Annotated in this window: 12 protein-coding genes; 11 read left to right on the forward strand and 1 reads right to left on the reverse strand. The window is 49.0% G+C overall.

The genetic code is table 11. The features are described from left to right. Nucleotides 1-2: 2 nt before the first annotated feature. Genes GPL15_RS21435 through GPL15_RS21445 form a run of 3 tightly spaced genes read left to right on the forward strand, consistent with a single transcriptional unit; the run spans nt 3 to nt 2,309 of the window. Nucleotides 3-785 (forward strand): ABC transporter permease, encoded by a 783-nt coding sequence (locus GPL15_RS21435; protein WP_215700715.1) that lies wholly within the window; start codon nt 3-5, stop codon nt 783-785. Continuing rightward, nucleotides 770-1,537 (forward strand): ABC transporter ATP-binding protein, encoded by a 768-nt coding sequence (locus GPL15_RS21440; RefSeq protein ID WP_215700716.1) that lies wholly within the window; start codon nt 770-772, stop codon nt 1,535-1,537. The genes GPL15_RS21435 and GPL15_RS21440 overlap by 16 nt, the downstream gene beginning before the upstream one ends. Nucleotides 1,538-1,556: 19 nt before the next feature. Further along, the gene (locus tag GPL15_RS21445) at nt 1,557-2,309 is read left to right on the forward strand and encodes an ABC transporter ATP-binding protein (RefSeq protein ID WP_215700717.1); all 753 of its coding nucleotides are present in this window, start codon (nt 1,557-1,559) and stop codon (nt 2,307-2,309) included. Between the two features lie 155 nt (nt 2,310-2,464). On the opposite strand, the gene GPL15_RS21450 is transcribed toward GPL15_RS21445, so the two are convergent. Then, on the reverse strand, nt 2,465-3,337 hold the full coding sequence (locus GPL15_RS21450) for a LysR family transcriptional regulator (protein ID WP_215700718.1): 873 nt from the start codon (nt 3,335-3,337) through the stop codon (nt 2,465-2,467). A 226-nt stretch (nt 3,338-3,563) separates the two neighbouring features. Between GPL15_RS21450 and GPL15_RS21455 the strand changes: the two genes are divergently transcribed. The 8 genes from GPL15_RS21455 (at nt 3,564) to GPL15_RS21490 (ending at nt 14,981) form a co-directional block, all read left to right on the forward strand. Continuing rightward, complete coding sequence (locus GPL15_RS21455; RefSeq protein WP_215700719.1) at nt 3,564-4,424, forward strand: DUF6282 family protein; 861 nt, start codon at nt 3,564-3,566, stop codon at nt 4,422-4,424. Between the two features lie 18 nt (nt 4,425-4,442). After that, on the forward strand, nt 4,443-5,738 hold the full coding sequence (locus GPL15_RS21460; protein WP_215700720.1) for a 2-hydroxycarboxylate transporter family protein: 1,296 nt from the start codon (nt 4,443-4,445) through the stop codon (nt 5,736-5,738). 29 nt (nt 5,739-5,767) lie between these two features. Next, complete coding sequence (locus GPL15_RS21465) at nt 5,768-6,907, forward strand: PrpF domain-containing protein (RefSeq protein WP_215700721.1); 1,140 nt, start codon at nt 5,768-5,770, stop codon at nt 6,905-6,907. Nucleotides 6,908-7,360: 453 nt separating this feature from the next. After that, entirely contained in the window at nt 7,361-8,656 is a 1,296-nt protein-coding gene (locus GPL15_RS21470; protein WP_215700722.1) for an FAD-dependent oxidoreductase, read from the forward strand. An 87-nt stretch (nt 8,657-8,743) separates the two neighbouring features. Next, on the forward strand, nt 8,744-10,018 hold the full coding sequence (locus tag GPL15_RS21475; protein ID WP_215700723.1) for a LysM peptidoglycan-binding domain-containing protein: 1,275 nt from the start codon (nt 8,744-8,746) through the stop codon (nt 10,016-10,018). 389 nt (nt 10,019-10,407) lie between these two features. Further along, nucleotides 10,408-12,003, forward strand: coding sequence for a PucR family transcriptional regulator (locus tag GPL15_RS21480; RefSeq protein ID WP_215700724.1), 1,596 nt, complete (start codon nt 10,408-10,410; stop codon nt 12,001-12,003). A gap of 331 nt (nt 12,004-12,334) precedes the next feature. Continuing rightward, entirely contained in the window at nt 12,335-13,435 is a 1,101-nt protein-coding gene (locus tag GPL15_RS21485) for a DUF917 domain-containing protein (protein ID WP_215700725.1), read from the forward strand. Then, nucleotides 13,428-14,981 (forward strand): hydantoinase/oxoprolinase family protein, encoded by a 1,554-nt coding sequence (locus GPL15_RS21490; RefSeq protein WP_215700726.1) that lies wholly within the window; start codon nt 13,428-13,430, stop codon nt 14,979-14,981. The genes GPL15_RS21485 and GPL15_RS21490 overlap by 8 nt, the downstream gene beginning before the upstream one ends. Nucleotides 14,982-15,125 lie beyond the last annotated feature (144 nt).

Consider the following 15,125-nt stretch of genomic DNA (forward strand, 5'->3'; position numbering starts at 1 on the left):
ATATGGATAAAAATAAAAAGAGTAATTGGATGAATACCGCTTATATGGTGCTGCCCGCAGCGGCAATCCTTTTGGTGCTGGCGGGATGGATATCATTTGCGTTTTTAAATCCCAGACTGATGCCGGGGCCGGTGGAGGTGATGCACCGTTTTGTAAAGACTTTTACGAAACCGGTGGCCAATACCATCTTGTTTGGGCATATATGGGCCAGTTTAAGGCGGGTGCTCATCGGATTGATTTTTGCCTGGGTGATTGGGACCAGCCTTGGGGTGCTGATCGGATGGAATAAGAATGCCAGGGCATTTTTAGGCAGCGTGCTGGAAGTTTTGCGTCCGATTCCTCCCATCGCATGGATTCCCCTGGTTATCATGTGGTTTGGGATCGGAGAGTTTTCCAAGATATTTATTGTATTTATCGGCACCATATTCGGTTTAATTGTCAATACTTCCGCCGGAATCAAGCTGGTGGACCGGATCAATGTGGATGCGGGGAAAATATTTGGCGGGAACCAGAGGCAGATTCTGATCGATATCGTAATCCCCACCGCACTGCCATCCATATTTGCCGGTGTGCGCACGTCTGTGAGCTGCGGCTGGACCACGGTCGTGGCCGCTGAAATGCTGGGAGCGAAAGAGGGGCTGGGATCTCTGGTCACCAAGGGCTGGCAGGGCAATGATATGGCTCTTGTTTTGGTGGCCGTGATCAGCATAGCCGCGATCGGAGCTTTGTTGTCGGTGATTTTATCTAAATTAGAAAAGGTTGTGTGCCCATGGAACAATATTTAAAATGTAAGCTGGAAGTGAAGAATATCACGAAGACATTTTTTACGGAGAAAGGGAAATTTGAAGCGATTAAGGATGTCTCTTTCCAGGTCAATGAAGGGGAATTCCTGGTTCTTCTGGGGCCGGGGCGGTGCGGGAAATCTGTGCTTTTAAATATCATCTCCGGTCTGCTGGACCAGACGTCAGGGGCGGTTTATTACGACGGAGAGGAAATACATGGCGTCACCCCCCAGATCAGCATGGTATTTCAGAAGATTGCGATTATGCCCTTTAAGACGGTCAGGGAGAATGTGGAACTGGGGTTAAAATTTGCAGGCGTGGACAAAAAGGAGAGAAATGAAATCTCTCAGCATTATATCGACTTAGTGGGTTTGAATGGCTTTGAGAATTCCTATCCAACCCAGTTATCCGGGGGAATGAAGCAGAGGGTGGGGATTGCGAGAGCCTATGCCACCCATCCCCAGGTGCTGATCATGGACGAACCCTTCGGCCAGCTGGATGCCCAAACCAGATATTCCATGCAGAATGAAATTCTGCGCATCAGCGGGGAAGAAAAAAAGACGATCATCTTCGTTACCAACAACATTGAAGAAGCATGCAGTTTAGGGGACAGAATTGTGCTTTTAAGTTCCTGTCCTGCCCAGGTGAAGGCGGTCTATGACATGAGTTTTCTTCCCAAGCCGAGAGATATTGTCAGCGAAGAATTTTTGACCGTACGTCAGAAGATATCAGACAATACGGACCTGGCTTTATAACATGAGAAAGGTTTAAGATATGGAAAATGATAACAGAGAAGTAAAGGTAAAAGTCGAAAATCTGACTAAAAAATTCGGGGATCTGATGGTCTTAAATGATATCAGTTTTGACATTAAAAAGAATGAATTTCTCTGCGTTGTAGGCCCCACCGGCTGCGGAAAGACGACTTTTTTAAACTGTCTGACAAAGATTTATACGCCCAGCGAAGGAGAGATTTACATAGACGGCGAACCGGCGGACCCGAAACGCCACAACATTTCTTTCGTATTCCAGGAACCGTCCGCATTTCCATGGCTGACCGTCCGGGAGAATCTGGAGTTCGGCCTTGGGGTTAAGAGGGTAAATAAAGCGGAAGTTAAAAACCGGGTGGATAAAATCATGGATCTCATGGGGCTGAAAGATGTGGAACACGCGTATCCAAAGGAACTTTCCGTCAGCGTAGAACAGCGTATCATCATCGGACGGTCATTTGTCATGCAGCCGGACCTGCTTTTGATGGATGAGCCCTATGGGCAGATGGATATTAAAATGCGGTTTTATTTGGAAGATGAAGTGATCCGCCTGTGGAAGGAACTGGGAAGCACGGTCATCTTCATCACCCATAATATTGAGGAAGCGGTCTATCTGGCAGAACGGGTGCTGATCCTGAGCAATAAACCGACTACGGTAAAGGAATCCTTAAAGATCGACCTGCCTCATCCGAGAAATATTACAGACCCTAAATTTATTGAATACCGGAATTATATAACAGACGCAATCAAGTGGTGGTAAAAAGCAGGAATGGGGTAAATGTATCTGCAGTGTCTGGATATATGGAGAAACAGTGTTCAGGAAATGGAGACGCCTTTGAAAACGGACGTTAAAAGCCGGATTCAAAGGCGTTTTTGTGCGGCTTTTTCTGGGTGGCTGTTGTGCGGAAACCATTTTTAACAGTAAACGTGGTCGGATTCATATTTTAAAAGCTGCTGGATAAACAGCCGCACCTGAGGCAGTTCAAAGTAGTTGTTTTTGTAGAGAATATAGGTGGAGCGTTCCAGCGGGGTCCCGTCTTTAAAATAAAGCTTTTCAACATATCCGTCAAAATCATCCAGGCAGATTTGGGGCAGGATGCACCAGCCCAGACCCTGTACCACCATGTTCCTGGCGCTGTTCACGTTATCCACCCATAACTTGACGGGAATTTCTGATAATCCGTGTTCCAATCTCCATCGGTCGATCTGTTCAATCAGATTATCGTCATTCTGACGGCCGATATATGGGATTTCTTTCAAATTCATTCCTTCAAATTTTTTACTGTATACAATGCACATGGGTTCTCTGCTTACCAGCACTTTCCCTTCGTTCCATGCGAATTCCCCTCTGGCGATCGCGATGGATATGAATTCATTCTGAAGCATCTGATAGAGTTGTTTGCTCTGGCCGGTGGATATGGTGATATGAACGGCCGGATACAGCGAAGAATATGCTTTTAAGATGAAAGGAAGCCGGTAATGGGAGTAGTTAAGAGATGATCCCAGGTTTAATGTACCGCCAACGGTGCCTTTGGTCAGATTGATCTGGTCACGCATGGCGGCTGCAGCAGCGGTGATCTGTCTGGCGTAGGGGAGCAGTTCTTCTCCGGCGGGGGTGAAGAGAATCCCCTTTTTGGAACGGTAAAACAGGCGGCATCCCAGTTCTTCTTCGATTTTTTGAATCCGTTTGGTTAAGGCGGGCTGGGTGCTGTAAAGCCGGCCGGCCGTTTTGGTGATGTTTTTTGTCTCATAAAGGTCTAGCAGCAGGGCATAGTCTTTTTCTTCCATAATAATGTCATCCATTCTCTGTACAAGCCAGGTTAATCATTCCTAAATGTTATGAATTATGATGAAATTATACCATTTTACAGAATGAATAGCAACCGCTATAATTGAGCTATGAAAATAAAGAGGAGTTTGGGATAACAGTTAAAATCTGTCTGAACTGACACAGTCCGGGTTACCGGTCACAAAGTGAACAGAAATAATTTCAGGAATAAAGGAGAAGGAAAAGATGAACGAGAACCGTTTGGAGGGAATCATAGATATGCATATCCATTCTGCGCCGGATATCCGTCAGCGGAAATTAAATGATCTGCAGATCATGGAAGCAGCAGTCAGAAGAGGGGTCAGGGCTGTTGTAATAAAATCACATCACGTGCCGACTGCGGACAGGGCGGCCCTGGTTAATCTGGTAAAGCGTGAAAAATATGGGGAGCAGCCGGAATTTACCATGTATGGCGGAATTGCGCTGAACCGTTTTGTAGGCGGTATCAATCCATGGGCGGTGGAAACCGCTTTAAAGCTGGGCGGAAAAGTGGTGTGGATGCCGACGAATACGGCCGAAAACCATTGCAGAAAAGAAGGAAGAGGGGATTACGTGGCCTGCACGGAGAACGGAAGGCCGGTAAAAGAGTTAAAATCTGTATTTGAGCTGATTAAGGAATATGACGCGGTGCTGGCGACCGGCCATATCTCTCCCGAGGAATGTTTTATGATTGCGGAAGGGGCCAGAAATGCAGGCGTAAAAAAGATTGTGATCACCCATCCGGAATTTCATATTGTGGGGATGAATCTGGAAGATCAGATCAGGATTGTAAAAGATTATGGCGTGATGCTGGAGCGGGTTTATGCGCAGCCCATTGGAGGCGGTAATTATAAAAAGAATCTTGCGGATAATGCAGAGGCGGTACGGGCCATCGGCAGTGAACACATCATCGTGTCCACCGACGGGGGACAGATGCAGAATCCAGAGTGGTTTCATACCATAGAAGAATATATTGACTATCTTTATGACGCAGGGATTACAAAACAGGAGATTGACCAGATGACAAAGACGAATCCGGCATCCATGCTGGGAATCGGACCGCTGTAGGAGAAGGAGAAAGAGAAAATGGAACAGTTAAAAAATATAAAACTATACGGAATTGAGCTTCCGGTTTTCGCATTTTTTGCAGTGGTGATTCTGGTATCTGCCTGGCTGGGAATCATACCGAACCAATTAATCGGTGCGGTGGCCGTTTTATTTACATTAGGCATTCTGCTGGGCGAACTTGGGGAACGGATTCCGATTTGGAATAAATACTGTGGCGGCGGTGCGATCCTGGCCTTTCTGGTATGTGGAATACTGCAGTATAAGGGGCTGCTGCCGGAAGGCGTTGCAGCGATTTCAAAAGGCTGGATGAATGAATACAGTTTTCTGAACCTGTTTATTTCCTTTTTAGTGGTAGGCAGCCTTTTGGGGCTGAACCGGAATCTGCTGATCAAATCCAGCACCTTATTTCTGCCCACAATTCTCTGCGGTTTAGTGGGCGCCGCGCTGCTTGGATGTTTGGGCGGTTTCCTTTTCGGAAAGAACCCTTTTGAAATTCTCACGGCCTATGTGCTCCCGATCATGGGCGGTGGAGCAGGGGCAGGGGCAATTCCCATGGCTCAGGTTTATGCGGATGTGACCGGCCAGGATTCTTCTTCCTATCTGTCTTTTGCACTGGCAATCTTGGCTGTTGGCAATATCGTGTCTGTTGTATTTGCGGTAATTCTCAACACTGTAGGTACAATTATTCCCAAGCTTTCAGGCAAAGGAGAACTGGTAAAGACAGGAAAATCCGTGGATGTGGAAGAAAAGAAGAGTGTGACGGTTACTATGGATGATATCGCTGCGGCAATTTTCTTAACCGGCGGATTCTTTGTGCTGGCCCAGTTGACAGCCAAGAAAATCCTTCCATCCATATTTGGCGTATCCATACCGAATTTCGCGTATCTGATTATATTTTCCGCCCTGGCTAATGTGTTCAATCTGATTCCTGAAAATCTAAAAGCCGGAGCACAGAAATGCCAGCAGTTCTGCGCCGGAAAAATGATCTGGATCCAGATGGTCGGCTGTGGAATCACCTTAATTGATTTCAATGAAATGCTGGGTGTACTCAGCATCAGCAACCTGGTGATAACCGTATTAATCGTACTTGGCGCAGTGCTCGGAAGCGCCCTGTTTGGAATTTTAGTTGGATTTTATCCGGTGGAAAGCGCGATTACAGCCGGTCTCTGTATGGCCAATATGGGTGGAGCCGGCGATCTGGCAGTTCTTGGGGCAGCCAGGAGAATGAATCTTATGAGCTATGCCCAGATCAGTTCCAGAATCGGCGGCGCTATGGTTTTACTGATCGGAAGTCTGGTTTTCCAGTTTATTTAATTACATAAAATATGATGGAGGGATTCAAAATGAGGAAATTTAAAACAGTATTTATGCGGGGCGGCACAAGCAAGGGATGTATGTTTTTAAGAGAAGATCTGCCAGAAGACCGGTCTGCCTGGGATTCCATCTTTCTCCAGGTAATGGGGTCCCCGGACCCCAAGCAGATTGACGGAATGGGCGGAACCGTATCCTCTAATAATAAAATAGTGGTGGTGTGGAAAAGCGATATGCCGGATGTGGATGTGGAATATCTGGTGGGCCAGGTGATTGTGGGAAAGAATCAGGTGGATTATAAGTCCAACTGCGGCAACATGACCGCGGCAGTAGGACCATTTGCGGTGGAAGCCGGTCTGGTAGATATCGTTGAACCGGTTACTGCGGTCCGGCTGTTTAACCGGAATACGGATAAATACATACAGGTTACGGTTCCGATCGACCCGGTAACCAGGAATTTTGCCCAGGACGGGGAATGCGCGATTGCAGGGGTGGACGGCACCGCCGCGGAACTGCTGGTGAAATTTATGGATCCTGCGGGAGCGAAAACAGGCATGCTGCTTCCCACCGGCAATGTCCTCGATGTTTTGGATATTCCGGGATTTGGCCGGTTGGAGGCCACCATACTGGATGTATCCAATCCAATGGTTTTAGTAAAGGCGGAAGATATCGGAATGACAGGGATGGAACTGCCGGAGGAAATTAACGGAAGTCCCGTGATCTGCGATCTGCTTGAAAAGATCAGGGGTACGGCGTGCTGTATGATGGGATTCGCAAAGGATCTGGAAGATGCGGCAAATAACAGTCCGGCAGTTCCGAAAGTCGGTTTTGTCACAACTCCTAAATCCTATACCGATATAGCAGGGCAGCAGGTTGATGAGGGAGAAATGGATATCTGTGCCAGGGTTATTTCTGTGTTTAAATGCCACAAGGCCTGTCCGCTCACCTCAGCCGGCGCCATCAGTGTTGCGGCAGCCATGGAAGGCTCTGTGGTGCAAAAGGTATTGAGGCCGGCAGGGGATAAGAGCCGCGTCAGAATAGGCCACCCCAGCGGAATTATGACTATGTGCCCGGAACTGACCGAACAGGACGGAGAATTAAAACTTCCAAGCGTGGCAGTTCAGAGAACAGCCAGACGCATTATGGATGGAACGGTATATATCAGGAATTAGAGATAGGCAGGAAGTTTAATTATCGATAACAGAAACAGACAGATATAAACGATGCTGAAAGAGCAGAGAATAATTTAATAGAATTTTTCCATACTAAGTAACAAGTTGGTATGTATAGAAAATGGAAACAATTCAGACGTCTGATCTTCCAGGCCGAAAAAGCCGGTCAAGAAGCATCGGATGTGCATCCGATGTGAAAATGGATAAAAATAGCTGATTACAAGCCTATCTTTATCCATTTTCCCTCCGTCTGGAGTGTTGCGAAAAATCAGCTTTTGCAGCTGTTTTTTATTTCATAGGAAAGTTCATCCTATGAAATAAAAAGCCCTCCGGGCAGGAACGCACTACGGCGGAAAGGAAATATGCCGCTGAAGCGACCCGCCGCAGGCAGAGATGCCCGGGAGCGGGATTTTTTCTTGTTACTATAACTATTTTTCCTCATGGAGGTATCGTATGGATTCCGTATGGACAGAAAGCAGCAGGATCAGGGGATTTCAGCCTCTGAAAGGAGATTTAAAAACAGATGTATTGATTGTGGGCGGCGGAATGGCCGGCATTCTCTGCGGATATTTTTTGCAGCAGGCCGGTGTGGATTATGCCATCGTGGAGGCGGATACGGTGTGCAGCGGCATCACGAAGAATACGACGGCCAAGATCACATCCCAGCATGGTTTGATCTATCATAAGCTGGTCCGGGAATTTGGGGTGGAAAAGGCCCGCATGTATCTGGATATCAATGAAGCGGCATTGAAAAAATACCGGGAACTCTGTAAAAATATTGACTGCGATTTTGAAGATAAAGATTCCTATGTGTATTCCACAGACCGGTATCAAAAACTGGAGCAGGAGTTAAATGCCTTAAATGAAATCGGATTTGATGGAGATTATGTAAAAGACCTGCCGCTGCCCTTTCAAACGGAGGGCGCGGTACGGTTCAAAAACCAGGCCCTGTTCCATCCGTTAAAATTCATCGCCTCCATTGCGGAAAATTTAAATATTTATGAGCATACCAAAGTACTGGAGTTTGCGGGCCTCACCGCTTCCATACACGGCGGGACGGTCACAGCAGACCACATCATTATAGCCACCCATTACCCCATCCTCAACAAACACGGGGCTTATTTTGCGAAAGAATATCAAAACCGTTCCTATGTGCTGGGGCTTTTGAACGCGACTGAGGTGAACGGCATGTATGTGGACGAGGCGGAAAAAGGGCTTTCATTCAGGAATTACAAGGATCTGCTTCTGCTTGGCGGCGGCAGCCACAGGACGGGGAAGAAAGGGGGAAAATGGCAGGAGCTGGAGGCATTTTCCCAAAAATATTATCCGGACTCGGTGGAGAAATACCGCTGGGCCACACAGGACTGCATGACCTTGGACCAGGTGCCCTATATCGGCCTTTATGGGAAAAGTACCAAAGGGCTGTACGTCACAACCGGGTTCAATAAATGGGGCATGACATCCTCCATGGTATCGGCGATGATCCTGACGGATCTGATCTTGGGAAAAGAAAATCCCTATGCGCAGGTGTTCAGTCCCCGGAGAACGGTTTTAAGGCCACAGTTGGTGGTGAATCTGGCGGAATCCACGGCGAATCTGCTCACCATTTCCAAAAAGCGCTGTCCCCATATGGGCTGCGCATTAAAATGGAATCCGGAAGAGCGGACCTGGGATTGCCCCTGCCATGGTTCCCGCTTTACAAAGGACGGAGAGCTGATCGACAATCCGGCCACAGATGATTTAAATTAGGATTATTTATGGAAGAAAGCCCTGTGATAGGAATTGGGACTGAAATGAAAACATATATATAGGGAAAAAGGCAAAGGAGAACCTCTGTTGATCATTCACACAGTTCAGCCGGGAGAGTGTTTGCAGGAGATTGCCAACCACTATCGGATCCCGCTTAAACGCCTGATTGAGGACAACGGGATACACAGCATGAACCATCTGGTGCCGGGGGAGACCCTGGTGATTCTCTACCCGGAAACGGTGCACACAGTTCGTCCCGGTGAATCGGTCTGCTCCATCGCCAGGCTGTACGGCATATCTGTTAATCAGATTTACCGCAATAATCCGGGGCTGACGGAACAGACTTTTATCTATCCGGGCGAGCAGCTTGTCATTACGGTGAGCCGCCGCCACCCGGAGAATATAGAGGTGGGAGGATATGCCTACCCGTCCGTCAATAAGCGCCTGCTTCAGAATACTCTGCCGTATTTGAGCTTTTTCATTCCATTTACCTATGAAATATCGGAACAGGGAGAATTGGGAGGGCTGAAAGACGCTGCAGCAGTTGCCATGGCCAAACAGTTTCACGTCAGGCCGGTGATGAACCTCTCCAATCTGCGGGAACCCCATGGATTTAACACGGAACTGGCCCACATCATATTAAATGACCGGGATGTCCAGGACCGGGTGATAGAAGAAACGTATGAGAACATCCTTTTAAAAGGGTACGAAGGCCTGGACATAGATTTTGAATATGTGAAGGAAGAAGACAGCCTGAAGTTAGCCAGGTTCATCGGACGCTTCCATGACCTGCTGAACCCCATGGGCTACCCCGTCTTTACGGCGCTGGCGGCAAAAACCTCGTCAGACCAGAGAGGGATTTTATTCGGCGGCCATGATTATGAGGCGGTGGGCAGCGAAGCGGACGGGGTTTTGTTGATGACCTATGAATGGGGGTACTGTACAGGACCGCCCATGCCCGTAGCCCCCATTGAAAATGTCCGCCGTGTTTTAAATTACGCAATTACCCAAATGCCGCCGAAAAAGATCTTTTTAGGAATACCAAACTATGGATACGACTGGCCCCTTCCCTATAAGGAGAAAATGACCCGGGCCGTTTCCATCACCAATGAGCAGGCCCTTCAACTGGCCTGGAAATATGGAAGAAGCATTGAATACGACGATTCCGCCCAGACCCCTTTCTATCAGTACATAGATGGCGGCGTCAGACATGAAGTCTGGTTCGAAGACGCCAGAAGCATACAGGCAAAACTGGAACTGGTTGCGGAATATGGCCTGAAAGGGGCCGGATACTGGAACCTCATGCGTCCGTTTACGCAGAACTGGTGCCTTTTGGACGCCCTATATAAAATCAGACAGTGAGGGGGCTTGGAAAAGACGTTTGCATAGTTCGCTGTGCCGATCCCATCAGGATCAAATCTTCTGCAAAATAGGATGCATATTTGCCGGAAAGCAAGTTTTGGCTCCCCTTTAGTGATTGAAAATATAAATCAGAACGTCTATAATTTATGTAACAGTTCAGTCGGAGGGAAAATTGATAAAGAAAGCAGCGCCTGCGCGCTTGTAATCAGCTTTCTTTATCAATTCGGCTTTCTTTATCAATTTCTGCAACAGATGGACATCCAATGCCTCTTGGCCGGTTTTTCGGACAAGAAGACCAGCCGCCTGAACGATTACTAATTTATTTAAAAAATGAGGTTGATATGGCTGTGCAGCCAACTCAGGCTGGTAATTAGGGATAAGAGGTTTATATGAGCGTTACTGTGGAAGATTTATTAAAACTGCCCTCTCTCAGGGAGGCCAGGGTGGCAGGGGGAATGGGCGGTTTAAACAGGATTGTGTCTTCAATATCCGTGTTGGAATATGCGGATCCGGACAGCCTCCAGGACGATCTGTTTGACAACAATGAGTTTTACGGAAGTGAAATTGTGATATCGGGTCTGATCAGCGTCAAGGATGATATTTCCAAGCAGCTTAGGAATTTAAGGCGCCTTTCCGAATGTGGGGAAGTGGGGCTGATCCTGTATTATGTGGGTATTTTTATGCCAAAGGTGGATGAAAGCCTGGTTAAGCTGGCGGATGAACTGAATTTCGCCCTGATTGTGATGCCGGAAAACCGGATGGACCTGCGCTACAGCGAAGTCATCTGTGAAGTGATGGAGGCCATTTTTGAGGATCACAGGAAAGGGACGTTTATCGTGGGTGAGGTATTGGACAGCGTGGCTCGCCTTCCCGAACACAAAAGGACCGTGGACACTGCTATGAAAATGCTCAGCGACCGGATTCATGCTTCGGTTGTGCTGACAGACGGAACCCACCGTATCGTCAATGAGGCGGCCTGGCCCAGAGGGGCGGGGAATGGCCTGTATGACGGCTTATTTCAGGCACAGCTTCCCGAGGCGGGAGGGGAACCGGTGCGCTATCCTTTGGTTCCGGACTGCCTTTTATACCGCTATCCCGTGGCTTCCCGGCGTGCTTTGGGGATGGAATTATATTTTTTAAAGGAAAAGGAACCGCTTTCCCAGGAACTTTTAAAACAGTCGGTAGAGCTGATTTCCCTGGCAGTGAATATCTGGGGCCACCAGCAGGAGGAAGAGGTGATCACTGAACTGGTCCGGGCCATCATGCAGGATGAGCCGCTGAAAATGCGGCGGCTGGCAGGTCTGTTCCATATCGACGTGGTTTCCATCCATTCCATGTGGATCATCCGGGACCGCCGTCTGGAACAAAAAGCAGCCGGCCTTGCCATGCTGGAACATGTGCGTGAATTCCTGGCCCCGTATTCGAAAACCGTGGTGGCAGATATCTATGAAAATGATATGGTGGTGCTGATGGAAGGCCCGGGTTCTCTGGCGGAGGAAGAATCCCTGTCAAAACTACTGTTGGAGAAAACCGGCGGAGCGGATACCGTCCTTACTCTGTGCAACCACTTAAAAGATACCTCTGCGGTGCGCAATGCCTATCTGATGAACCAGAAGTATCTGCGGGACGCCAGACAAATTTATCCGGAAAAATGCCTGTTTGGGATGCAGGAGATCCGGTTTGCCAAGGAATGCCGCACTGTTATCGAAAAAGGAGAGGAAGAAACGGCAGCCCGCATCTCCGTTTTGGATGAGCTTTATGAGACCGGAGATGGGATGGAACTCAGAAAAACGCTGGGGGTCTACCTGCTGGATGGCGGCTGCAGCGTGACCCTGACGGCCAAGCTTCTGTTTCTGCATAAAAACACAGTGAAATACCGGCTGCAAAAGATCACCGATTGTCTGGGATACCGGGTGGGCCGGATGCCGGAGTCATTTCCGGCTTATTATGCAGCGGCTTTGGAGCGTCTGCTGGATAGTGTTTGATTCAAAAAAGTATAATCGTCCGTGCTGTTGTCTGATGGGACAATGCACGGACGATTTTTTGTACCATATGGACAATTACAGATGGAGGGAAAAGATTTATAATGGAAACAGCGTGAGCAGAGGACGAAATGAGCAGAGACAGTAACAAGCAGAGACAGTAACAAGCAGAGACAGTAACAAGCAGAGACAGTAACAAGCAGAGACAGTAACAAGCAGAGGCAGTAACAAGCAGAGGCAGTAATAAGCAGAAGCAGTAATAAACAGAGGCAGTAATGAGCAGAGGCAATAATAAGCAGAATCAGCAAAACTAACAGAAAAGGAGCAATGGAAATTGAGAAAGATTGGATTGAAAGAAATTGAAGATATCGCCTTAGGCGCTGCGCTTTTAGGAGCGGGCGGGGGCGGTGATCCCTATATTGGGAAGCTGGTGGCAATCGGAGCTGTGAAAGAATATGGCCCGGTCACTTTGCTGGATCCGGACGAAGTGCCGGATGATGCGCTGGTGGTGCCCATCGCCATGATGGGTGCGCCCACGATTTTGGGAGAAAAAGCGGTGGGAGGCAGTGAATATGAAACCCTGGCCCGTATGGTATCCCAGTTTTACGGAAAAGATATCTATGCTTTTATGCCTATTGAGGCAGGCGGCGTGAACAGCATGCTGCCCATTGCCGCCGCAGCCAGGCTGGGCATTCCGATGGTGGACGCGGATGGTATGGGCCGGGCATTTCCCGAGCTGCAGATGGTGACATTTACCATCGGAGGGGTGAAGGCAACCCCTATGGCGCTTACGGATGAAAAGGGAAACTGTGCCATTTTCGAGACCATCACAAATAAATGGACAGAGGAGCTGGCCCGAAGTGTGACCATGAGCTGCGGTGGGGCCGTTTCGGTCAGTCTGTTCTGTGTGGACGGGGCGACCCTGAAAAAGTATGCGGTGAAGAACATTGTGACCCGCAGCCAGCAGTTAGGCGAGGCCATCCGCACCATCAAATCCGTGACGGACGAAACGCCGGAGGAGTATTTTTTCCGCTATACGGAGGGCTTTAAACTGTTTAAAGGAAAAATAGCAGATGTGCTCAGGGAGACCAGAGGGGCATTTAACTTTGGAAAAGTGGTGTTGGAAGGGATCGGAGAATATAAGGGAAAGACAGCATTTATCGAATTCCAGAATGAAAACCTGCTGATGGAGATGGAAGGGGAAATTCTGGCGACTACACCGGATCTGATCTGCCTGGTGGATACGGAGACATTTGTTCCCGTGACCACAGACGCTTTAAAATATGGGAAGCGGGTGTTCGCCGTAGGGCTGAAATGTTTTGATTTATGGAGAACGGATGCAGGCCTGGAACTGGTCGGCCCCAGATATTTTGGCTGTGAGACGGACTATATTCCGCTGGAAGAACGGGTTAAGGGAGGAAATGCACATGTATAAGCTGGGAATCGATGTGGGAGGCACCAATACGGACGCGGTGCTGATTGATGAAAATCTTCAGGTGGCGGCGGAGATCAAACATCCGACTACCGGTGATATCTATGACGGAATTTTAGGAGCGCTGGACGATATCCTTAAAACATCCGGGATCGACAGAAAAGAGATCCGTCAGGCGATGCTGGGAACCACCCAGTGCACCAATGCCATTGTGGAACGGAAAAATCTGGCTCCTGTGGGAATCCTGAGGATCGGCGCTCCGGCAACCTTGGGCATACCGCCCATGGTGGACTGGGAAGATGACATCCGGGCAATAGCTGTGGAAACGGCCGTGATCGGCGGAGGGTTCGAGTACGACGGAAAAGAACTGGCGCCATTTGATGAGAAGGCAGCCAGGGAGTTCTTTGAGCGGATGAAGGGAAAAGTTTCGTCCATCGCCATTTCCTGCGTATTTTCAACGGTGAGAAATGATCATGAACAAAAGGCGGCCATGTTGTGTAAAGAGGTGATGGGAGAGGACGTCCATATTTCCATTTCCAGCGAGATCGGCTCCATGGGCCTGATTGAAAGGGAAAATGCCACGATTCTCAATGCGGCCTTATATCAGGTGGCGGAGCGTTTTACGGAAGGGTTTGCGAAGAGCCTGGCCGATCAGGGAGTTGATCAGGCACAGGTGTATTTATCCCAGAATGACGGCACGCTGATGACCATGGATTATGCCAGAAGATATCCTATTCTTACCATTGCCTGCGGGCCGACCAACTCCATCAGGGGAGCCAGTTATTTAAGCCGTACAAAGGATGCGATCGTGATCGATGTGGGAGGAACTACTACGGACTTAGGCGTGATCCAGAACAGTTTTCCCCGTGAATCCAGCTTATCCGCCGCCATCGGCGGAGTGAGAACCAATTTCAGGATGCCGGACGTGGTTTCCATCGGCCTTGGAGGCGGTTCTATTGTAAGGCGGAGAGGGGATCAGGTGACTGTGGGACCGGACAGCGTGGGATATGAGATTACGAAAAAGGCGCTGGTATTCGGAGGGGACACAGTGACGGCAACTGACATCGCGGTCCGCCTGGGAATGGCGGATATCGGGGATAAGAGCCTGGTTTCGGGTCTGGATGAGGAATTCGCCAGGAAGGCCATGGACAAGATCCGGGAGATGGTGGAGGATGGCATCGACGCCATGAAATTATCCCATGAAGACGCGGAAGTGATTCTGGTGGGAGGCGGCTCCATCATAATTCCTGAAAACCTGGCGGGCGCATCCAGAGTGCTGCGGCCTGAGTTCTTCGGAACGGCCAATGCCATCGGTTCGGCAATTTCCAAAGTGAGCGGAACTTATGAACAACTGATTAATTATGATGAGGTTCCCAGAGAAACTGCATTGGAACAGGCAAAAGCTGAGGCGGTGGAATTAGCTGTAGCAGCAGGGGCGGTGCCGGAAACTGTGGAGATCATCGATATGGAAGACGTGCCGCTGGCCTACTATCCGGGGAATACGAACCGGGTGAAGATTAAGGCGGCCGGGGATTTACGGAGCGTGTAGAGATTCTGGCCGGTTGAAGTGGGAAGATGTCCGGGTGAAGGGACGTTGGAACGGAGATTTGCTGCGGGACGGCGGGGAGGAAGCCCGGAACGAGGAAGTCCGGAACGAGGAAGTCCGGAACGAGGAAGCCCGGAACGAGGAAGC

It is taken from the genome of Clostridium sp. MCC353 (assembly GCF_018785315.1).
GTDB lineage: Bacteria > Bacillota > Clostridia > Lachnospirales > Lachnospiraceae > CHH4-2.